Annotated in this window: 20 protein-coding genes; 7 read left to right on the top strand and 13 right to left on the bottom strand. The window is 36.1% G+C overall.

The genetic code is table 11. From position 1 onward, the window contains the following. Positions 1-91: 91 nt before the first annotated feature. The 3 genes from ACJZU6_RS09700 to ACJZU6_RS09690 form a co-directional block, all read right to left on the bottom strand. Positions 92-862 carry an EAL domain-containing protein gene (locus tag ACJZU6_RS09700; protein WP_408900173.1) on the bottom strand — a complete coding sequence of 257 codons (771 nt, stop codon included), beginning with the start codon at positions 860-862 and terminating at the stop codon, positions 92-94. 9 nt (positions 863-871) lie between these two features. Continuing rightward, positions 872-1,183, bottom strand: coding sequence for a helix-turn-helix transcriptional regulator (locus ACJZU6_RS09695; RefSeq protein ID WP_080157297.1), 312 nt, complete (start codon positions 1,181-1,183; stop codon positions 872-874). A gap of 178 nt (positions 1,184-1,361) precedes the next feature. Next, positions 1,362-1,664 (bottom strand): helix-turn-helix domain-containing protein, encoded by a 303-nt coding sequence (locus tag ACJZU6_RS09690; RefSeq protein WP_408900172.1) that lies wholly within the window; start codon positions 1,662-1,664, stop codon positions 1,362-1,364. Positions 1,665-2,091: 427 nt separating this feature from the next. On the opposite strand from ACJZU6_RS09690, the gene ACJZU6_RS09685 reads away from it, so the two are divergent. Next, positions 2,092-2,634: a DUF3332 domain-containing protein gene (locus ACJZU6_RS09685; RefSeq protein ID WP_080157300.1), complete on the top strand. Its 543-nt coding sequence runs from the start codon at positions 2,092-2,094 to the stop codon at positions 2,632-2,634. A gap of 89 nt (positions 2,635-2,723) precedes the next feature. Here ACJZU6_RS09685 and ACJZU6_RS09680 read toward each other — a convergent pair whose 3' ends face one another. From ACJZU6_RS09680 to ACJZU6_RS09670, 3 genes are all read right to left on the bottom strand, one after another. Next, complete coding sequence (locus ACJZU6_RS09680; protein ID WP_408900171.1) at positions 2,724-3,887, bottom strand: hypothetical protein; 1,164 nt, start codon at positions 3,885-3,887, stop codon at positions 2,724-2,726. A gap of 249 nt (positions 3,888-4,136) precedes the next feature. Then, entirely contained in the window at positions 4,137-4,385 is a 249-nt protein-coding gene (locus tag ACJZU6_RS09675) for a hypothetical protein (protein WP_080157766.1), read from the bottom strand. 68 nt (positions 4,386-4,453) lie between these two features. Next, positions 4,454-4,939 carry a hypothetical protein gene (locus tag ACJZU6_RS09670; protein ID WP_327768850.1) on the bottom strand — a complete coding sequence of 162 codons (486 nt, stop codon included), beginning with the start codon at positions 4,937-4,939 and terminating at the stop codon, positions 4,454-4,456. Between the two features lie 166 nt (positions 4,940-5,105). On the opposite strand from ACJZU6_RS09670, the gene metC reads away from it, so the two are divergent. Both metC and gpmA read left to right on the top strand, forming a co-directional pair. Beyond that, complete coding sequence (gene metC / locus ACJZU6_RS09665) at positions 5,106-6,293, top strand: cystathionine beta-lyase (protein WP_408900170.1); 1,188 nt, start codon at positions 5,106-5,108, stop codon at positions 6,291-6,293. A 507-nt stretch (positions 6,294-6,800) separates the two neighbouring features. Further along, positions 6,801-7,493 carry a 2,3-diphosphoglycerate-dependent phosphoglycerate mutase gene (gene gpmA, locus ACJZU6_RS09660; protein ID WP_107275808.1) on the top strand — a complete coding sequence of 231 codons (693 nt, stop codon included), beginning with the start codon at positions 6,801-6,803 and terminating at the stop codon, positions 7,491-7,493. A gap of 110 nt (positions 7,494-7,603) precedes the next feature. Here gpmA and ACJZU6_RS09655 read toward each other — a convergent pair whose 3' ends face one another. Further along, a complete protein-coding gene (locus ACJZU6_RS09655; RefSeq protein WP_408900169.1) occupies positions 7,604-9,070 on the bottom strand; it encodes a protein adenylyltransferase SelO in 1,467 nt (488 codons plus the stop codon). A gap of 380 nt (positions 9,071-9,450) precedes the next feature. Between ACJZU6_RS09655 and cfa the strand changes: the two genes are divergently transcribed. Further along, on the top strand, positions 9,451-10,593 hold the full coding sequence (gene cfa / locus ACJZU6_RS09650) for a cyclopropane fatty acyl phospholipid synthase (RefSeq protein ID WP_107275810.1): 1,143 nt from the start codon (positions 9,451-9,453) through the stop codon (positions 10,591-10,593). A 59-nt stretch (positions 10,594-10,652) separates the two neighbouring features. Here the strand turns inward: cfa and ACJZU6_RS09645 are convergent, their stop codons facing one another. Beyond that, positions 10,653-12,047 carry a hypothetical protein gene (locus ACJZU6_RS09645; protein ID WP_080157311.1) on the bottom strand — a complete coding sequence of 465 codons (1,395 nt, stop codon included), beginning with the start codon at positions 12,045-12,047 and terminating at the stop codon, positions 10,653-10,655. 326 nt (positions 12,048-12,373) lie between these two features. Here ACJZU6_RS09645 and ACJZU6_RS09640 point away from each other — a divergent pair, with 326 nt between their 5' ends. Then, the gene (locus ACJZU6_RS09640; protein WP_080157312.1) at positions 12,374-13,216 is read left to right on the top strand and encodes a S1 RNA-binding domain-containing protein; all 843 of its coding nucleotides are present in this window, start codon (positions 12,374-12,376) and stop codon (positions 13,214-13,216) included. A gap of 100 nt (positions 13,217-13,316) precedes the next feature. Here the strand turns inward: ACJZU6_RS09640 and ACJZU6_RS09635 are convergent, their stop codons facing one another. Genes ACJZU6_RS09635 through moeA form a run of 3 tightly spaced genes read right to left on the bottom strand, consistent with a single transcriptional unit; the run spans position 13,317 to position 15,629 of the window. Then, the gene (locus ACJZU6_RS09635; protein WP_369925039.1) at positions 13,317-13,556 is read right to left on the bottom strand and encodes a glutaredoxin family protein; all 240 of its coding nucleotides are present in this window, start codon (positions 13,554-13,556) and stop codon (positions 13,317-13,319) included. Positions 13,557-13,581: 25 nt separating this feature from the next. Further along, complete coding sequence (moeB, locus tag ACJZU6_RS09630) at positions 13,582-14,349, bottom strand: molybdopterin-synthase adenylyltransferase MoeB (RefSeq protein ID WP_408900168.1); 768 nt, start codon at positions 14,347-14,349, stop codon at positions 13,582-13,584. Between the two features lie 47 nt (positions 14,350-14,396). Further along, positions 14,397-15,629 (bottom strand): molybdopterin molybdotransferase MoeA, encoded by a 1,233-nt coding sequence (gene moeA / locus ACJZU6_RS09625; RefSeq protein ID WP_408900937.1) that lies wholly within the window; start codon positions 15,627-15,629, stop codon positions 14,397-14,399. 310 nt (positions 15,630-15,939) lie between these two features. Between moeA and folE the strand changes: the two genes are divergently transcribed. Both folE and ACJZU6_RS09615 read left to right on the top strand, forming a co-directional pair. Further along, entirely contained in the window at positions 15,940-16,593 is a 654-nt protein-coding gene (gene folE, locus ACJZU6_RS09620; RefSeq protein ID WP_080157315.1) for a GTP cyclohydrolase I FolE, read from the top strand. Positions 16,594-16,681: 88 nt separating this feature from the next. Next, positions 16,682-17,617, top strand: coding sequence for a LysR family transcriptional regulator (locus tag ACJZU6_RS09615; RefSeq protein WP_107275812.1), 936 nt, complete (start codon positions 16,682-16,684; stop codon positions 17,615-17,617). Here the strand turns inward: ACJZU6_RS09615 and ACJZU6_RS09610 are convergent. Next, complete coding sequence (locus tag ACJZU6_RS09610; RefSeq protein ID WP_107275813.1) at positions 17,608-18,480, bottom strand: YjjW family glycine radical enzyme activase; 873 nt, start codon at positions 18,478-18,480, stop codon at positions 17,608-17,610. The two genes, ACJZU6_RS09615 and ACJZU6_RS09610, sit on opposite strands and share 10 nt — an antisense overlap. Before the next feature lie 16 nt (positions 18,481-18,496). Beyond that, positions 18,497-20,029 carry a YjjI family glycine radical enzyme gene (locus ACJZU6_RS09605; protein WP_408900167.1) on the bottom strand — a complete coding sequence of 511 codons (1,533 nt, stop codon included), beginning with the start codon at positions 20,027-20,029 and terminating at the stop codon, positions 18,497-18,499. Positions 20,030-20,605: the final 576 nt, after the last annotated feature.

Genomic DNA, 20,605 nt, shown 5'->3' with positions numbered 1-20,605 from the left:
TTTATGTGTGTCAGATTGTATTTAAGATTAGCGGTGCTTTGTTGTTAATTATACTATTTTAGTAGAGTAAAGCACCGTAATTAATAAAGTGTCATTTGTTTTCTAAATTACTATTTATTAACAGTGGTTGTTGATATTGCGTATCAGTTAGAGGTACAGCTTTGGAAAATAGATATCCTTGATACATTTCTATATCTAATGTTGCTAATATTTTAAAAACATGTTCATTTTCTACACCTTCAGCGATGATCGGTAAATTAAAGTAATGTATTAATTGTATCATTGACTGCAAGGACTCTCGTTTTTGAACGTCATTATCAATATTTCTGATAAACATTTTATCAATTTTGACGTAATCAAAAGGGTAGTCAAATAATCTATCATTGATATTATTACCACAACCAAAATCATCAAGTGCTATTTTTATACCTTTGATTTTCAAATAATGTAGTATTATTTTAAAGTCATTAGCATTACTAATGTCGTCGTTTTCTAATATTTCAATAACAATATTAATAAAAACATTTAATTCTGTTAATAGATTAATTATAGATATAGTTAAACTATGACTATAAATATTTATAGATAGAAATAATTCCTTATTTTGATGTACTGTAAAATGCTTAATGAGCTGTTGTAATAAACTAATGGTTAAACTTTCAGACAGTGGTTGATCATCTTTTATTATTGGGATAAATTTCACGGGTAATTGAATTTCGTGTTCAGATACAATCCATCGAGCAAGTACTTCAAATCCAACTAACTTTTTGTTTATATTAACTATTGGTTGTATAAACGGTTGTATTTTATCTGTTGCAATCGCATTTTTAATTTGTGCTTTTCGAGTAGCAATGCTGTTCATTTTTGGCCATTAAGACAAAGGATTATTTTTGTTTTGTTCGATGAGTAACTCTAGTAATTCAATATAGTGTGCTTTTTCTATATCTGTTTTTCCTTGGAATAAAAAGATAAGTGTATCTAGTTGGTTTGGATGACACTCATTATAAAAGAAGGTGATATTTTTTTTAGTTATTAAAGATATATTAAATAAGATATCGGACCGTGGCACTCGGGTTCCATTTTCAATATCAATGTAGGATTGTCTTGAAATATTTAGCAGTTCCGACATTTCTAATTGTGATATTTTTGATACTATTCGAGCCGTTTTTATATTGTTATGCATGTAAATTAGTTGGCATCTCCAGATGTTAAATCAATAAGTGATGATAATTCTTTAATTTTTAAATAGTATAGATCGAGAAGTTGTTCTATATCTGATAAATCATCATTTAATATTTTTTGTTGTATGAAGTTTCGCATTATTTTTACAGAAACTACGCTTTTATCATAATGTCTTTCTATCATAAACTGTCGCTAATGAGCTCTTCTTCTATTTGTTTGATTAATAATGATAAAATATCATTACTAACGTTTTTCTCAATGAGAATATTTTGAATTTTTTCTATATGTCTATCTTTCGTGTGATAAAAATAACTGATGTTCTTTCCTGATAAAACGGATAGTTTTTTTATAATATCTGCTTTAGGTGATATATCACCACGTTCAATTCTAACTAAGGTACTTCTAGAAATGCCTAAAGCCAAGGCCATATCACTTTGTGACAGTTTTAATGAATATCTAAGCCTAAGAATTTTTATATTCATTTTAAAGTTATTAGCTAGCAGAACATTTGTGTATTCTACAATATGCTTCTGTTTTTTTTAAATAAAATAATAGCTAAAAATTGTTTTTGTATTAAAAATAGGACACCTATTAAAAGTGCTATTAAGTATTGATTAATTCTTTATTGGAATATAATTTAGTGAGGGAAACTTATGTATATCTAATAGCTATTTTGAATTTATTATCACTTTGATTAAATAATTAGTTCATTTTTTTATTTTTTTTATAAAATAATTATTAGATTCTCAAATAGTGATAATGAAGCATAATTAGTGAATTTATAAAGTGTGACAATGCTGTTTCAAATGAAACATTTGTTATTACTTATTTGCTCGTAATCAATGTTCAAAACCCTATAATCCGCTCGTTTTTGATCTCATCAAGTTATACGTTCGGAGTTGGTTTTAAATGAAAAAATTTGTACTTAAAGCAGTAGTAATTACAGTATTGGCTACAACACTTACAGGCTGTATTGGTCAAATGGGTGTATCAAAGGTCGTGACTAAAGCTAACTTATCTGCTGTTGATAACCGTTATGGGCGTGCTGGATTATATGTACTCTTAAGTCCTGTATATGGTATTGCAGCTGCTGCTGATTTATTTATCTTTAACTCAATTGAGTTTTGGACGGGTAAGAATCCAATTACGGGTAAATCACCAGCCGTTGCAGATATGAAAGTAAAAACATATATCAAACTGAATAGTATGTTAGATCGTTCTTTAACCACGGTTCCTTTGGCTAGTGTTCAACAAAGTGATATTGAAGCGGCGACGTTTAAACAGCTTGATGATAATAGTTTAGAAATGCAGGTTTCTCACAATAATGGCACAACAACATTATTACGTGGAGAAAAAGCAGGTGATGCCGTTAATTTTTATTTAGATGGTAACTTTATTACGGCTGTTACTATTGCCGATCTTGATCAGTACGCTGATTTACAAGCGTCGTAATAAATTCATTATCTAATTAAGTTATTAAATTTAAACCGCATATTTATTTCAAATATGCGGTTTTTTTATGTCTAATACAGTTATGGCAATTAAGGTAATGTTATTTTTTCTTGGGTCGTAGTGCGAGTACTACAGTTAAGAGAATCTTCTGTTCTTGGGCACTGACTACCAAAACTATGTTGGGTTGTAGTGATTGTCATTGTGTGACTTGCTATGTTGATATTTTTAATCGCATAGCTGGTATCAGAGTGCTCTTTCGTCATTAACACTTGATCTGTGTTTACATTTTTAATGACTAGTTTTCCGTTATTAGAACCACCGCCTGGTTGGGGGTAGTTAGGTAATAAGGGGGAGTTCTCTAAATAGGCAACGCGGGTACCATTAGCATAGAAATCTGCATTAGCCGGTGCTAAATAATGTTGTGTAGTTGTTGATAGTTGTTGTTTATCATTATGAATAAGTACGTCATAGCCATAATTAATATTACCACCACCGGCACCAGATGGTCTCATCATCGCTTTTAGAATGATGTTTTTACCATTAGGACTAAATTTATAAGGAATAAAGATAGCACTACTATTACCTGTTCTACTAGTGGTGGCTAATGTACCAATAATATATGGATGTTGATTTTTTGCATCAGAAGCAACGAGCTTGAGCTGCCAGTTACTGCAACGGTTATTTTTAAGTGCACTGCATCCAACGAATGTTCTCACTACGGTATCACATTGAGCATTAACCAAAGATTTAGCGTAAACGTATTGACTTGGAATTAATTGAGTCACATTTTTAGGAGGGCGACGGGTAATACCTGAGCATTGTTGAGTATTATTTTTTACGCTATTTGCATATTCTCGTAATGACCCATTTAAACGTTGCCACTTTTTACTTACTGTCATTAATGCTGTTGCATTATGCTTTATATCATATAATTGGCGTTGAATATTAAGTTGAATACAACCTTCCATATATTTTTGTTGGTTGCATTGTTTTTTTATATGTTCATGCCATTGATTTTGCGTATTTGTTGTTACCACTTGATCAACAGGGGACTGTTTTTTTTTTAATTGTGTATACGCTTGCTCAAGTTGGTTATTCATTTTGGTTAATGCTGAGGAAGCGCAGATCGTTTTTTCTATTGCAGAAGCTGGGCTATTGCATTGCAGACCTTGAGCATTAACGTTAAAACTAATGATAAGAGCACTACCCATCATCACCAAAGGTAATAATGGTTTGTAAGAGGATAATGGCATGATAATGTCCTTAATATTTCTATAAGTGATGTTTGGCGTTATCTTGCCGTAGTGGTAAAAAATAATGTATTTAATATTAAAACGGATAACGATATTTATAAGATGAATATATTTCTATATTATTGTCTGATAATAGTCTATTAACTTATAAAATTGCAAACCATTGTATATTGGTTTTTTTTATTGATAAAAACGCCTGCCATTATTGAGCAAGCGTTTTTGTATATCAAAGAGAGATAATCGTATCAATTAATGTGTGCGGCGGGGGCCTTTGCTCACTAATTCTTTACCGTTTTCAAATACAGCATCGCTCACCCAACGCCCATAAATAAGCTGATGTTGGTTATTAAAAACAGCAACAAAGTGACGACCATCAGTATTGTTAGTTGCCATACCGATACCTTCGACACCCTGTAAACCTAGACCGCCGTTTTCAACTGAAAGCAGAAAAGCTTCTAGTTCTTCAAGGCTATCGATAACACTTAGTTCATTATTAATCATTTTTGTTCTCTTTTACGTGATTACATGTTGCGATAGCGTATTTTAAGGAAAAACGACCAATTACACTAGCCTAATTGTTGAGATAACAATAGTGCAGCGACAATGAAACCATCTTGACGTTGATTATTGCCTTCAATATAAGCATTCGCAATTGTACTGTTATTGGTTGATAACCATAAGGTTCCATCAGGTTTAATTACTGCATTGGCAACGGTGCTATGATTATCTTGTAACCAAATTTGATTACCACTACGCAAGATTGCAAATGGAGGTTGAGTGCTCGTTTCATTAATCCAAAGATGGTTGTTTTTAAGGATCACAACACCTTGGTTATTCGTTAATGCTTGAATGATCTTATTTTTATCCATTTGATGAAAAATAACAAAGTTTGGTGTTTGAGTTTCATTAGTCGGTAACCAAACTTGATTGTTTTTTATTATTGCATTTGGCGTAATGCTTTTACTGTTGCTATTTAACCAGATATTACTTTCAGCGAAAGCATGGCTAGAAAATAGTATGGTGAGCAGGATTAGATGATATATTTTTTTCATTGGATTATGACCATCAATATAGAATATGAACAATATACATTATTAAAGTTCTGTTGTGATGATCGAAGAGTAGTAATTAATAACTTTTAGTTTCTAGTTAGATACGGTTATTCATGCTATACAATGAATATTCAATAACATACTGACGACACATTGAGGGAGTAACATGTCTAGTCATAAAATAAATACTCAGCTGATTACGGCAGGAAGATCGAAGAAATTTGGGTTAGGAGCGGTGAATAGTGTTATTCAACGAGCATCTTCATTAGTGTTTGATTCTGTCGCAGATAAAAAGCAAGCCACGATCAATCGTGCTAATGGTGAATTGTTTTATGGTCGTCGAGGCACATTAACTCATTTCTCATTACAACAAGCGATGGTTGAAATAGAAGGTGGTGCTGGGTGTTATCTTTATCCTTGTGGCGCGGCAGCTGTAGCGAATTCAATTTTAGCATTTGTAAAAGCGGGCGATCATTTGTTAATGACGGGCGCGGCTTATGAACCAACTCAAGATTTCTGCAATGTGGTATTAAAAGGGCTTAATGTTGATACTACATATTATAATCCTCTCATTGGCGCTGGTATTGCGGGTAAAGTACAGCCCAATACTAAAGTGGTATTTTTAGAGTCACCAAGTTCAATCACCATGGAAGTGCAAGATATTCCGGCTATTGTTAAAGCGGTTAGGGCGATTAACCCTGAAGCGGTGATCATTGTTGATAATACATGGGCTGCTGGAGTGTTATTTAAAGCACTTGATCATGATGTAGACATCTCTGTTCAAGCGGGCACCAAATATATTGTGGGCCATTCTGATGCGATGTTAGGTACTGCTGTTGCAAATAGCCGTTGCTGGGATCAATTGCAAGAACGATCATATCTGATGGGGCAAATGGTGGACGCTGACACTGCTTATGTCGCAGCCCGTGGCTTACGTACGATGGGAGTGCGTTTAAAGCAACACCATGAAAGTAGTATTAAAATTGCAGAGTGGTTAGCACAACACCCTCAAGTTGAACGAGTTAACCATCCCGCGTTACCTAGCTGTAAGGGGCACGAATTTTTCCTACGTGATTTTAATGGTAGCTGTGGTTTATTCTCTTTTGTGTTAAAAAAACGTCTTGATAGTCATCAGATTGCGGATTTTTTAGATAATTTTAAACATTTCAGTATGGCGTATTCATGGGGGGGCTATGAATCTCTTATTTTAGCCAATCAACCTGAAGAACTTAATCGTATTCGCCCTGCGGGTAAGGTTGATTTCGAGGGTACATTGGTACGCGTTCATATAGGATTAGAAGATTGTGACGATTTGCTTGATGATCTTGCGCAAGGGTTAATGCGTATTGCTTAACTTTTATAAATTAAACGTCTTAGCATCAGTATGTTAAGACGTTTAATTGGTTTTAGCTATTGCAACAATAGCTATAAATTTTGTATTGCATTATCTATTTTTCATTTACCTCCAAAATATTATTATTCATTTAAAATCATATTCTTATTGTTACTTTTGATATTGATCAATGGGTAGCTATTCTTATTTATTCTGTTTTTAGCTCTTGCTACGGAATTTACCAGTATTGGCGCTATTGCCATGATGAAACGAGAGTGGTATCTTTTTTGGTATAGATAAGAATGATTATCAATAAGATTTAGCATTTAAGAACCCGTTATTAATAAATATCATGACCTAATGAAGCATATGAAAGCGTGATAAGGTAATAATTGTTTACTATTTATTGTTGTTTCATACTAGGTTTTTTTATTTTTAATTACTATTAATAAGATTATTAATATATATATCCCAATAACAGTAATTAGCGCCGATCTTAATATCAAAAATAAAAATATAGAGGTTGCTATGAAAAATACTCGAATTGTTTTAATCCGTCATGGTCAAAGTCAGTGGAATAAAGAGAACCGTTTTACAGGTTGGGCTAATATACCATTAACAGAACAAGGTGAAGCAGAAGCACATATAGCAGGTAAAAAATTAATAGAAAATAATTTTAAATTTGATTTTTGTTATACTTCAATGCTGAACCGTGCAATAAAAACGTTATCAATTGTTTTAGAAGAGCTTGATTTATTATGGTTGCCTGTTGATCATTGTTGGCAATTAAATGAACGCCATTATGGTAATTTGCAAGGCTTAAATAAGGCTGAAACAGCAGAAAAATTTGGTGATGAACAAGTGTTTACGTGGCGTAGAAGCTATGATACACGACCACCAGCCGTTGATAAAACCAGTTACTATTACCCAGGTAACGATAAGCGATATGCAAATCTTACTATTGACGAATTACCTGTTGGCGAATCACTGAAAGACACTTATGAACGTGTTATACCATTTTGGAACGAGGAAATTGTTCCTAAAATAAACAGCGGAGCTGATATTCTTATTGCTGCTCATGGCAACAGTTTACGGGCGTTAATGAAACATCTTAGTGATATTGCTGATGATGAAATAACACAGATAGAAATTCCTACTGGAGTACCGCTAGTCTATGAATTAGACAGCAATTTGAAAGCAATAAAATATTATTATTTATAAGAGTACCTAAGTACCTAAGTACTTAATGAGTTAATGTCAAAAATAAAACCTCACTTCATGTTATTGTTGAAGTGAGGTTTTTTTATGCATAAATTTAACTGTTGGCGTTATTATGATGAACAACTGATTTCAAGATGCTTACCCCAATGTGGCGGCAGTTGAGCTAATATTTCTGCGTCTTCATGCTCATCAAAGGGGCGGGCTAATACCGTCATTAATTGATCTATGAGTTTATAATCACCTTGTTGTGCTTTTTCAATGGCTTGTTGGGCAAGGTAATTACGTAAAATATACTTAGGGTTGTGTTGCTGCATAATAGCTAAACGTTGGCTATCATTAGGTTCAAGTCGCACCCGTTGCTGATAACGATCTAGCCACTTTTTAAGATCTGAAGTGCATTGGAATAATTCACTGAACAAAGGATTGCTATGAGGTAAGTCTGTCACCGTAATATATGACAATGTTCGAAAGAATAAAGTGTAATCAACATGATGGTGCTGTAACAATTGAAATAGATCTGAAAATAAGACGCTGTCGACATCGTCAGTTAATGTTAATCCTAATTTTTGACGCATGTTATGGCTATATTGCTGCTGTAACTGGTGTTGGTAATGCTCTAAACCATGATCTATAGCGTTTTTTTCTAAAAGTGGCGTTAGGGCGTAACCTAAAGCCGATAAGTTCCATAAGGCTATGGCAGGTTGTTGATCAAAAGCATAACGGCCAGAATAATCTGAATGATTACAAATATAATGAGGGTCATAATCGTCAAGAAAACCAAATGGACCATAATCAAATGTTAGTCCGAGTATCGACATATTGTCAGTATTCATGACGCCATGTGCAAATCCTACTGCTTGCCAAGCTGCTATCATTGTTGCAGTGCGATGACAGATCTGTTTAAACATTTCGGCATAAGGGGAGCTTGCAGTGGTTAATTCAGAAAAATGGTGTTCAATTACATAATCCGCTAAGTGTTGTAGTTCGGTATGTTGGTTACTATAAAATAAGTATTCAAAATGCCCAAAACGAAGATGACTTTCTGCAACTCGAATCAGTGTGGCGGCTGTTTCTATTTTTTCTCGTACAACCGATGTTTCGCTACCTATAATGGCTAAAGCATGTGTTGTTGCAATACCTAGACCTTCCATTGCGGCACTGGCAAGGTATTCACGAATAGATGAGCGTAAAACCGCACGTCCATCTCCCATTCTAGAATAAGGTGTTTTGCCTGAGCCTTTTAGATGTAAATCCCACTTAGCGCCAGCACTGGTAATGACTTCACCAAGTAGAAGTCCACGTCCATCACCAAGATCGGGATTATATTGCCCAAATTGGTGCCCACAATATTTCATTGCTAAAGGTGATAATCCTGCCAATGTTGCTTTACCGCTAAATACATCAACAAAGGTTGGCTCAAGTGCGGTAATGGAAGCTAGCTCAAGTTTTTCTGCTACAAGTGGATTAAAATGCACTAGAAAAGGGTTATCTAAAGGCTGTGGAGTAACCCGTGTCCCTAAATTATCAGGAAGATCACAATAGCTATTAGCAAATGTCAGTGTCGATAATGTTTTCATGGGCATACCTAAAGCTAAAAGGGCGTTATTTAAGCTTATCGAGTTATGATAAATAAACAAGGGATGAAAAGTAGGGGCATTAGTTATAATCATGTCAGAGTTTATTTTTTATAAAATTGATAGCTCTTTTAATAAAAAACAAAATAAGCATGTATTTATTAACCATTCATATGATGTTCATTGAAAATATATTATAAATAACGCACTTCTCTATATGTGGAATTATTTTATAGGATTTGACTGCTAATATTTTTTGTAATTTTAGATTTAAATAATGCATCTGATAATTTATTAAATCTTATTTTTCAAGAATTCATCTTGTCGCTAACCTTATTTAAAGGCAATTTGTCATACAAATTGTTATATAAGGAATATTCGCGATGACAAATGAAAAATTTTTCCAAAATCTATTATCCCATGCTGATATTATTATTAATGGATCTCGCCCTTGGGATCTGCAAGTTCATGATGAACGATTATATGATCGAGTATTAACGGATGGTTCATTAGGCTTTGGTGAAAGCTATATGGATGGCTGGTGGAGCTGTAATGCGATTGATGAAATGATTAATCGCGTTTTACATGCTCGTATTGATGAAAAGCTGGATTTATCAACTAAACTTGCTGTTGGTTTAAAAATTGGCGCATCAAAAGTAAAACACCTTTTTAATCATCAAAGTATTGATCGAGTTACTAAGGATGTACCTTTCCATTATGATTTAGGTAATGACTTATTTGAGTCAATGCTTGATAAGCGAATGACATATACCTGTGGGTATTGGAAAGATGCAATCGATCTTGATAGTGCTCAAGAGGCTAAACTTGACTTGGTATGCCGTAAAATGGGGCTTAAACCAGGTATGCGCTTATTGGATATTGGTTGTGGTTGGGGCAGTTTTATGAATTATGCTGCAGAACATTACGGGGTTATTTGTGATGGTTTAACGCTGTCCAAAGAACAAGCCGCATTAGGTCAACAACGTGCTGATGATTTAAACCTTCCTGTGAAATTCATCCTTAAAGATTATCGTTTACATGAGCCAGAGCAGCCTTATGATCGGGTGGTTTCTATTGGAATGATGGAACATGTAGGTCCTGATAATTATCCTGATTATTTCAACGCTGCTTACCGTTATCTTGCTGATGATGGAATCTTTTTATTACATACCATTGGTAGCCCAAACTCTAAAACAGAAACAGACGCGTGGATAAACAAATATATTTTTCCAAACGGTGTTGTGCCATCAATGACGCAGATTGGCTCTGCTGCAGAAGATTATTTTAATATTGAAGATGTGCAAAATATCGGCCCTGATTATGATAAAACATTAGTCGCATGGAACGATAAGTTTGAACAGAATTGGCCTAAAATATCAGAGCAATACGGTGAGAAATTCTATCGTATGTGGCGTTATTATTTATTGTCATGCGCAGGAGCATTTCGTTGCCGTGATCTTAATGTCTGGCAATTTGGTTTAACGAAAAAAGGTGCTGAATTACCGTTATGTGTACGTTCTAACTAAGATTTGAATAGAATGCATAACTGATAAAAATGCCCTCAAGATGAGGGCATTTTTGTAGGTTAGTTCTTTATATTGAGTGTTTGTTTAGGTTTTGATTTTTTAGGCTCTGGAGTAATGATGGCCTCAATATCAACAATTTTTGAACGACTCATAATGATCTTCCACCGTTGAATACGTACTGTTTTATCTTCGTCGGTTTCTTTGGTGATCAAGTTAATTAGATGTCTTTTCTCTACCGATTCTTTGGTTACTTGGCCATCTTTAAGTTGGTAAAGACGTTGTGAACCTTTTTCCATTAATGTCGCCACCGCTCGCATATCAAGAATAATAGATTCACGCGTTTGCTCGTAACCACTTAAAAACTTTGTGGGTGACATTCTGGTGGTACTTTTGTAATGCAAAATGGTTTCTTCACGGTGAGAGACATTATGCTTACGGGTTTTTCGAATAATTTCGGGTAAACTGTCGTAGTTTATAAACTCTAACCATTCAAGTTGTTGTCCAATAACATTACCTGTATTAGCATCAAAAAATTGCTTCTTCCACCGTGCTTTACCTTTTCTCATCCATCGCCATAACATGGTTTTTAAGTCATCTTTAAACACTTCACGTGCGGCATAAATGAATGACAGTACAACAATGAAAGAAGCGGTAATATCACCCAACATACCACGTGCTTTTATTAATATTAAAGTAACAAAAATCATCACAATACCCGCGGCAGCACCCGTTACAATCTTACGGGTATTTTTACCGAGCTCGATGGTTTTTTCATTCATGGTGACAGGGTATTCAATTAAACGGCGTAATAAACGCATTTTATTCGACATACGTGTTGGATCTTGCATCGCCCTGACTGAGTTATAATTGTTATCAGTTCGGTGTTGGGATTCCTTTTGACAGATTTCTAATAGCTGTGGCTTAATTTCATTGTACTCAGCTCCACGGGGTAGATGGGCGATGATTTGTAGAAGCCGTTGTTCTGTAAACCAAGATAAATAATTATCAATATTCTCGTAATATTTGAGCAGCTTTTTATCTGTTGGAATGTTGCGACGTAATCGTTTTAAAATTCGAACAGCCAATTGTGCCGCTTCTTCAATTTCTTCTTGTTTAGACTCACTACTATCGCCTAATAATTGCTGGGTTGTTTTTTCCAAGGCTAATGCATATTGGTAGGCATAGAGGCTTAAACTTAAACGATATTGTTCAATAGATAACTTGCCTCGACTTGCAAGGCGACTATGCACTAAAGGCAGATGGTTTATATCACTGAAATAAGTCCGTTTGCCATGAATGGCATTGTGATAAAACTCTTCTTCAGAGATGATATTGGCATTTAAACCCAGCTCTCCTGGGATAAAGATGTACATATCAAGCTGTCGATTAGTTGTTTCTTGAATCACATGAGATATTTTGAGTTTATGCCCATCTTTTTTATCGACAGTAATCACTTTTAATTAGCCCTCCTAGGCAAATGCTAAATGGCATAAATTGGTTGTCATTGAGAGTATATGAGAATATTTTTTTGTCCATTATTTATAAATCGCAATTATTGATGCTAATAGAATGAAAAAACATCAAATAATTGCAGATAGGTTGGGCGAAGGGTCGCAACATCACGTATAATGCCGATATCATAAGCGCAACCCGTTCATTATAACGTATTGCCTAGTCAGCGATAGTGAATTAATTATTGCGGCAAAAAAATTGATTGATAAAGATATTGAACCAACTGCACTGTAAGCGTGTTGTTGCCTATAAAGAGAGTACCTGATACATGATTAAAATTGGACAATACAACACTCTAGAAGTTATCAAATTGGTAGATTTTGGTGTGTTCCTAAATGGTGGTGATGATTTCGGTAATATCTTGTTACCAAAGAACACAGTGCCAGCAGGTACTAAGCTCGGCGACAAGCTTAAAGTTTTCATTTACTTTGACTCTGAAGATGAAGTCATTGCAACGACTGATGAACCATTAGTTGAAGTGGGTGGTTTTGCTAAATTACGTATTGTAGGTGCAACGACAATTGGCGCATTTGCTGATTGGGGTTTACGTAAAGACCTACTGATTCCATTTAGTGAGCAACGTCGTCGCTTAGAAGAAGGCGAAGAAGTGATGGTTCGTGTTTACACGGATCGTGCATCAGGTCGTATTGTTGGCTCTACTAAGTTCAACCGTTTTCTTGATAAAACACCTGCAAACTACAAAGTAGGCCAAGAAGTACAAGTTGTTATCGCTGAAACGACAGAACTTGGCTACAAAGCGGTAATTAATGGTGAGCATTGGGGTTTGTTCTTTAAAACAGAAGCCTTTGGTAAACTATTTATTGGTAAGCAACTAAAAGCGTATATTCAAGAAATTCGTCCAGATGGCAAAATTAACTTATCACTACAAAAAGTAGGCTTAGGCAAAGTTGACGATTTAGCGGATAAGATCCTTACGTCTTTAGAGATCAAAGGTGGCTTTATTCCAGTAAGTGATAAATCAAGCCCTGAAGATATTTTCCGTGTATTCCGTACCAGTAAAGCAACGTTTAAGAAAACGATTGGTGGTTTATACAAAAAAGGCTTAATTGTGATCGAAAAAGACGGTATTCGTCTGAATGATAACGATTAATCACCACTAATTTCGATATTAGTGAACATAAAAAAAACCGACGTTTAACTAGAAATAGTAAATAATGTCGGTTTTTTTATGCATTTTTGTTATGGCTATATTAATCGTTGTCGTGCAATAGCTTTTCGAACTTAGTCATATTCCAACCCATAAGCACGCTATCCCCAACTTTAATGACAGGGACAGAGCGAGCGCCTGTTCGGCTTAATTCTTTTCTGCCTTGTGGACTTGCTACATCGACTAAACGAAAAGGATAACCTTTTGTTTTCATATACTGCTGAGCATCTTTACAATGCGCACAGTTTTTCTGAGTAAACAGGGTAATACGTTTCATCATCATTACTTCGCTATTTGACGCTATTTGATTAGCTACACACAGAGCAGTTTGGTTGCTTCATCAATTTCATTTCGCGCCAACTCATGCTCATAGCATCGAGCATCAAGATCTTGCCCGTTAATGGCGTGCCAACATTGGTGGCAACCTTAATTGCTTCCATGGCTTGTACAGCGCCAACAATACCAACAACGGGTGACATAATGCCAGCTTCAACACAGGTTAATGCTTGTTGACCAAAGAGGGCGCTTAAGCACTGGTAGCAAGGTTCACCATCATGGTAGTTATAAACACTTATTTGGCCTTCCATGCGAATAGCAGCCCCTGAAACTAAGGGTGTTTTAGTCTCAAAGCATAAGCGATTTAATTGATTACGTGTATCAACGTTATCACAGCAATCCAACACTAAATCATGTTGTTTTATGAGTGGTAATAATTCGTCATCAGTTAAACGTTTTGCAATTGTCTTAACGGTTAAATAAGGGTTTATTGCCGTTAATGCTTGTTTTGCTGATTCAACTTTAAGCATACCGACCGTCGCATCTGTATGCAAAACTTGGCGCTGTAAATTAGAAACTTCAACTTTATCGTCATCAATAAGGGTGATCTTACCCACGCCAGCAGCCGCAAGGTATTGTGATGAGGCACAACCTAAACCGCCGGCACCTAAGATTAACATTGAAGCGGCTTTTAATGCTTCTTGGCCTTCAAAGTCAAATTGGCGCAGAATAATTTGGCGGTTATAGCGTAGCATTTCTGCATCTGATAATTCAGCACTGGTGTGTTGTTCTGTTGTCATAAGTGAAATTACCGTTATTAGCTGTTTATTCGTATATTAACGACAAATTAGTACATGGTGTGGTTAAACATTTCAATAGTAACGAGTTCGCCCGCCTCAACTCGGCCACGATCTTGTTCTAATACCACAAAGCAGTTAGCGTGGTGCATTGAACTGAACGCGCCAGAGCCTTGGTTGCCAGTTGTTGTTACTTCAAATTGACCATTATTAATGCTATAGATACCACGTTGGAAGTCAGTACGGCCTGGGCGCTTCTTAAACATTGAAGTTGCTTTAGCTTGTAAACGAACAGGGGGTTGATATTGGCTATGACCCGCTAGTTTTGCCAGCATTGGTTGTACTAATTGATATAAGGTCAGCATTGCAGATACTGGGTTGCCAGGAAGGCCACAGAACCATGCATTGTTAATCGTACCAAATGCAAATGGTTTGCCCGGTTTCATGGCAATTTTCCAAAAACCAATTTTGCCTTCTTGGTCTAAAATGTCTTTGGTGTAATCGGCTTCACCGACACTTACACCGCCAGAGGTAATTACCACATCGGCGTCTGTTGATGCGGTTACAAAGGCTTGACGTAGTTTCTCTGGGCAGTCAGGAATAATACCAAGATCTAATACATCACAACCAAACTTCTCTAATAAAGCCTTCATACCATAACGGTTGCTATCGTAAATCTGACCCGCTGCTAATGCTTCACCGACAGGGCGTAATTCATCACCAGTTGAGAAAAAGGCCACTTTAGGACGACGGTATACAGCAAAAGAAGCAATACCTAATGATGCGAGCAGTGGCATTTCACGTGCAGTTAAGCGAGTGCCTTTTACTAATACTGTTTCACCTAAATGAACATCATCACCAACAGGGCGAATGTTGTCGTTTGCTTTTGGCTTGATCGTAAACTGAATGCTATTGCCATCAACATGTGTTTCTTCTTGCATGATAACAACATCAGTGCCTGCTGGAATTTCAGCGCCTGTCATAATACGAACACATTGACCTGCTTCACAAGTGCCAGTAAATGGGATCCCTGCAAATGACTTACCAATCATGGTTAAAGTATCAGTATGCTCAAGATCCGCGGCACGAAGGGCATAGCCATCCATTGCTGAGTTAGCAAAAGGCGGTACATTGATTGGCGATAGAATATCTTCAGCAAGCACCATACCCATAGCATCAGTTAATGCTACAGTGGTGATTGTCGTTAGTGGTGAAACTTGAGTTAGAATATTATTTAACGCAGTTTCAACAGTCATTAAACCTGGTACGTCGCAGCATCCCATAATCGTATCCATTTTATTTATTCGTGATAATGAAAGTGAGCAGGTCTGAAAAATTCTCAGTTTGAGGTTGTATGTTTTACTCTGTTTCTTACTAAGTATTGTTCAGATTGCTAGTTTATGAGTAGTTTACCCTTTATTGACTACCGCTGTAAGGGATTGAATATACTAAAATACGCTTGAAGTAGGTATTCGTAGGTAATTTGGTGGTGAAATTATTCTCATTTGGAGGTATTCTGCTAAGGATTTTAGCGCTGGCAAGGTCAGAAGGGTATGTCTTTTTTATTCTACCTAGGTCAGCTGGAGGAAAAGAATGACAGCATTAAGTGTATCTGCAGTACAAGTACGTGACGCCTTAGCCGCCCGTGATCTAGAAACCCCGATGACGGCTGATGTTGTAAGTCGAGAAGAAAAGAAAGAAAAAATTGAATACCATATGCGTGAGATCCTTTCACTACTAGCGTTAGATCTTACGGATGATAGCTTGGTTGAAACACCGCACCGTATTGCAAAAATGTATGTCGATGAAATTTTTTCAGGTTTGGATTACACCAATTTCCCTAAAATCACAGTGATTGAAAATAAAATGAACTGTGATGAAATGGTGCGAGTAAAAGACATTACATTAACCAGTACTTGTGAGCACCATTTAATTACCATCGATGGTAAAGCGACAGTTGCTTATATTCCACGTGGAAAAATTATTGGTTTATCAAAGATTAACCGTATTGTGCGTTTCTTTTCTCAGCGCCCACAAGTGCAAGAGCGTTTAACGCAACAAATTTTAGTAGCACTACAAACACTACTTGAAAGTGAAGATGTCGCCGTGACTATTGATGCAACTCATTACTGTGTTAAATCTCGCGGCGTAATGGATGCAACCAGTGTAACGACAACGACGGCACTTGGCGGGATTTTTAAACGTAATCCTGCTACCCGTGCTGAATTTTTAAGTGGTATTCGTTAAGCGCAGTGTTTGCTGTAACTGATTGTTATTTAAATGCTAGTCAATGAATGTTGGCTGGCATTTTTTATTTATATTCAAGAGATAGTAAATGGATTTAATTAAGCTATCACGCATTAGCATGAAGCACCTTATTACCTTGCACGTTATGTTAGATACCCTCAGTGTGACAGCGTGTGCTCATCGATTATGTGTTAGTCCATCTTCCGTTAGTAAAACGCTCACTCAGCTTCGAGATACATTAAATGATGAGCTATTTTATCGTAATGGTAATCGGTTGGTTTCAACGCCATTAGCGCGTCGTTTAGGGCCGACAGTGCATCAAATGATCAATGACATGAATCAAATCATGACTCAAGAACAATTTGATGTTGCGCATTATGCGGGGAGTTTTTCATTGTCGATGCGTGAAAGCACTTTTGAGTTAATTGCAGCACCGTTATGTGAGCAAGTATTAAAGTTAGCACCCAATATTCGATTAGATATTTGGTCTAAAGATAATATTGGTGTTAGTGGGCTAGCAAAAGGGGTATTGGATTTTATTATTCTGCCTCATGATCTTAGTCAGCCACCAAATATCGATAATAACTTAGTTTGGGAAACCTTATTTACTGATGAAATGGTGTGTTTAATGTCTAATGAACACCCATTAGCGACTCAACCACTGACCATTGATGATTATTTACATTATGATCATATTGGAATTGTTGATAATGATCTCAGTGTACCATTTTTTGAAATGCAGCTTATTCAGCAACATAGAAAACGTAAAGTTATGGTCAACGTTGCTGATTTTGGTGCAGCAGCGACATTGTGTAAAAATACTAAATTATTGTTTACGTGTTCAAAGAGGTGGGCAGAAGTGGCAGCGCAAGCACAATCGTTGACCATGAAAGAATTGCCATTTAATTATGGCCAAGTTGGTTATAGTTTAGTGTGGTATCAGCCAAGTATGAACGATCCTGCGTTACGGTGGCTGTACCAGCAAATTACAACCGTTGGACATAAAATTGGTCGCTATACATAAACCGTTGGCAGTATTAGATTAGTGATATTACGTTCGGTTAGCTGCATTGCTAATGTTTCAATATCGGTTTGGCTACACGGTGTCCAATTTAATGATTCGCCTGTGACACCATGATGTTGAAACGCATTAAGCTTGATACGAACGTCATTATTTAATGTTGCTAAATATCCTGCAATATCATCGATGTATTGCTCGTAATCGGTGACGTTTGGAATCTGCAATAAGCGTATCTCATATAATTTTTGATGTTGACTTAACCAACAAATACTCGCCAATACTCGGTCATTATCACGGCCAGTTAACCATCGGTGAGTGGTGTTATTCCACGCTTTTAAATCAATCATCGCTCCATCAAGGTAAGGGGAGACTGATTGCCACCCTGTAATACTTAAACTCCCGTTACTGTCGATCATACAGCTAAGATGTTGCAAGCTAGGATCGGATTTTATCGCTTTAAAAAGGGCAATTATATACGGTAATTGTAATGTTGCTTCACCGCCCGTTACCGTAATGCCATTAATAAAGAATAAATTATCTCTAATTAATGCCAAGGTATCAGTGACTGTTAACTGCTGTGTTTTTGGTGTTGATTGTTTATTACACGTGGTTAGGCATGCATCACACTCAGTACAAGTTGTCATATTCCATACTACAAACGGTTTATTGTTTTGTGTGGTGAGCTGTAATGATTGCGTTGGGCAATTTGGTACACAATCACCACATTGATTACACATATCTATAGTTTGTGGATTATGGCAGTTTTTGCAGCGGTAGTTACACCCCTGCAAAAACAGCACCATTCGATTACCCGGCCCATCAACACATGAGTAGTTCAATATTTTGCTGACGGTAGCAGAAATCATAGTAAGTATTCTTTATTTATTTTGATGGGTAAACAGGTGACATTTCACGACTAACGACACGAGGTTGACGCTCTAGAATATGTGTATTTTCAGAAGCTTCAGTACCTAACCAGGTTGTATTTGTGCGTGAGCCTTGTTGTTTAAATTTCGCAATATCAGACAACTTAACCATGTAACCCGTGACACGGACAAGATCATTGCTAGCAACGTTAGCTGTAAACTCACGGAAACCTAACGCTAATGCACCTTTACATAGTTGCATTAATGCGAGTGGGTTGTTCTTAATGGTTTCTTCAAGAGTTAAAATTTCACTGATACCCGATGTATAGTATTTATGATGAGCGGCTAATGCCTTAATGTGCATTACAGGATCGGGTTCAGTACCGTAAGGAATACGAATGCCGGGTGTGACTTCGTGATCACAACTAATACCACCTTGAGAGTGTAATAATGCTCGACCATTAAAACCGTATTTTACTGGGGTTGTTGTTACAATGTCACTTAATGTTGCACTGATTTTTAACCCAATGGCATTAGCATCTTCATTATGACCATATTGTGCCGTTGAGCCTGATTTCTCCATCAGAATATTAACGGCTTCTGCCATGCCATAAATACCAAACATAGGGGCAAAACGATCTTCATTAATCAAACTTTCTGTGGTTAAGAAGCCAGTAAAGAAGTTTGATTCTTGATGTAAGAATGTTGAACGCGCATCAATAAGTTCAAACATTAGTACACAATAATGAGGCAAGGTCGATGCTAAAAAATCTTCAATGCTATTACTTTGCAATGCCACTTCTTTTAAATTAAGCCGGACAAGTGTATTTGCACCACCCGCAAGCGGAAGAGAGTTATAGCAACTTACAATACCGAATCCTTGTTTGCCAAAAGCATCTGAGAACATTGGATAGTTAGCGATATGTGGCTTACTGCACTCACAGATATTATTACATGCTTGTTGTAGCAGGCTATCTGGCGTGGTTGTGGGGTCGTACATAAAGGTTAAATTTGGTGCGACTTGCTTAAGCTCAGCATCAATCTTCAAAATCATACGACAAACAATGTTGTCTGTTGGGCCAATATTAACGTGCATAAACGCATCTGGAAGGGTGCGATCTAACATTATCCAAAAGTTTTTCAGTTTACGGTAAAGAGCGTCTTCGCTGATGTCACTAACAAAAGGCAGTAAGATTTGATCAAGTTGGCCAAGGTAAACGGGAATATTGGTAACAGAAGGTACATGATGATAAATAATAGTCAGCAGGTTGATGGCTTCATCTAAATTCGTTGCTGGTTCAAGCTCTAAGTATTCTGAACCTTGTTGTAAAAATTTGGCGTAATCAGGAAGAACATAACGTGGCTTAAAGGGGGCATTACCTTCAAACATATCACAAATAATACCAGCTTCTTTTGCAGCTAACACCGAATCAGAGATAGGCATGTAATCTACAAGAGCTTCAGCTTCTAATGACAGGAACAATGTTTTTTGTTTTGCACTAAGTGTTGCATCAGTAATGATGTTTTTGATCTTGCTTTGTGATGTCATTGCTATGTTCTTCTTATATCCATAGGTTTTATGTGGCTAATCTAGCGTATGTTTGTTTTTTCCAGAAGTGAAAAAGAAGGAATGGTGTTTTTCTAAAAAGGAAATCCGTGGTGATGATAGTGAATCAATGTTTGTGTGGTTAAATATAGATGCCAATATTGAATTGAGCTCAAAGTGAAGGTGAGGTTATGCAATTGTAATAACCATAACGAAAGGTAATTGCTTTTTTGGGTAATAGAAGGCGATGGAAGGGGCAATGTTGTATCGACACAATAACAATTCAGCTTAATTATCGAACAAATATTAAGCAGAAAAGCGAAAAATCCATTTTTTTACGTTATATAAAACTTTTAATAAAAAACTGTTTTTTTAGTGTTGAAATGAAAAAATAAATTTTAAGTTCTTTTTAATCAGTGTGTTATTTGTGTTTTTTGTGCAATTTCTAAATAAAAAATTATGATGCGGCATAATTAATTTTTAAAGTTTCATTTTTTGAATTGTATCATTTGTCAAAATTTGTCTAAATATACCTAGTTAGTTTTTTTTATGAACTATGGATTGCCGTCATTGCATATC

This window comes from Photobacterium piscicola (assembly GCF_046058925.1).
GTDB classification, from domain to species: Bacteria; Pseudomonadota; Gammaproteobacteria; order Enterobacterales; family Vibrionaceae; genus Photobacterium; species Photobacterium piscicola.
This window is presented reverse-complemented; position numbering and strand designations above follow the sequence as displayed.

Coding starts and splice junctions, on each gene's coding strand:
- ACJZU6_RS09700 (WP_408900173.1), bottom strand. CDS start 862: ATGAACAGCATTGCTACTCGAAAAGCACAAATTAAAAATGCGATTGCA.
- ACJZU6_RS09695 (WP_080157297.1), bottom strand. CDS start 1,183: ATGCATAACAATATAAAAACGGCTCGAATAGTATCAAAAATATCACAA.
- ACJZU6_RS09690 (WP_408900172.1), bottom strand. CDS start 1,664: ATGAATATAAAAATTCTTAGGCTTAGATATTCATTAAAACTGTCACAA.
- ACJZU6_RS09685 (WP_080157300.1), top strand. CDS start 2,092: ATGAAAAAATTTGTACTTAAAGCAGTAGTAATTACAGTATTGGCTACA.
- ACJZU6_RS09680 (WP_408900171.1), bottom strand. CDS start 3,887: ATGCCATTATCCTCTTACAAACCATTATTACCTTTGGTGATGATGGGT.
- ACJZU6_RS09670 (WP_327768850.1), bottom strand. CDS start 4,939: ATGAAAAAAATATATCATCTAATCCTGCTCACCATACTATTTTCTAGC.
- metC (WP_408900170.1), top strand. CDS start 5,106: ATGTCTAGTCATAAAATAAATACTCAGCTGATTACGGCAGGAAGATCG.
- gpmA (WP_107275808.1), top strand. CDS start 6,801: ATGAAAAATACTCGAATTGTTTTAATCCGTCATGGTCAAAGTCAGTGG.
- ACJZU6_RS09655 (WP_408900169.1), bottom strand. CDS start 9,070: ATGAAAACATTATCGACACTGACATTTGCTAATAGCTATTGTGATCTT.
- cfa (WP_107275810.1), top strand. CDS start 9,451: ATGACAAATGAAAAATTTTTCCAAAATCTATTATCCCATGCTGATATT.
- ACJZU6_RS09640 (WP_080157312.1), top strand. CDS start 12,374: ATGATTAAAATTGGACAATACAACACTCTAGAAGTTATCAAATTGGTA.
- ACJZU6_RS09635 (WP_369925039.1), bottom strand. CDS start 13,556: ATGATGATGAAACGTATTACCCTGTTTACTCAGAAAAACTGTGCGCAT.
- moeB (WP_408900168.1), bottom strand. CDS start 14,349: ATGACAACAGAACAACACACCAGTGCTGAATTATCAGATGCAGAAATG.
- moeA (WP_408900937.1), bottom strand. CDS start 15,629: ATGGGATGCTGCGACGTACCAGGTTTAATGACTGTTGAAACTGCGTTA.
- folE (WP_080157315.1), top strand. CDS start 15,940: ATGACAGCATTAAGTGTATCTGCAGTACAAGTACGTGACGCCTTAGCC.
- ACJZU6_RS09615 (WP_107275812.1), top strand. CDS start 16,682: ATGGATTTAATTAAGCTATCACGCATTAGCATGAAGCACCTTATTACC.
- ACJZU6_RS09610 (WP_107275813.1), bottom strand. CDS start 18,480: ATGATTTCTGCTACCGTCAGCAAAATATTGAACTACTCATGTGTTGAT.
- ACJZU6_RS09605 (WP_408900167.1), bottom strand. CDS start 20,029: ATGACATCACAAAGCAAGATCAAAAACATCATTACTGATGCAACACTT.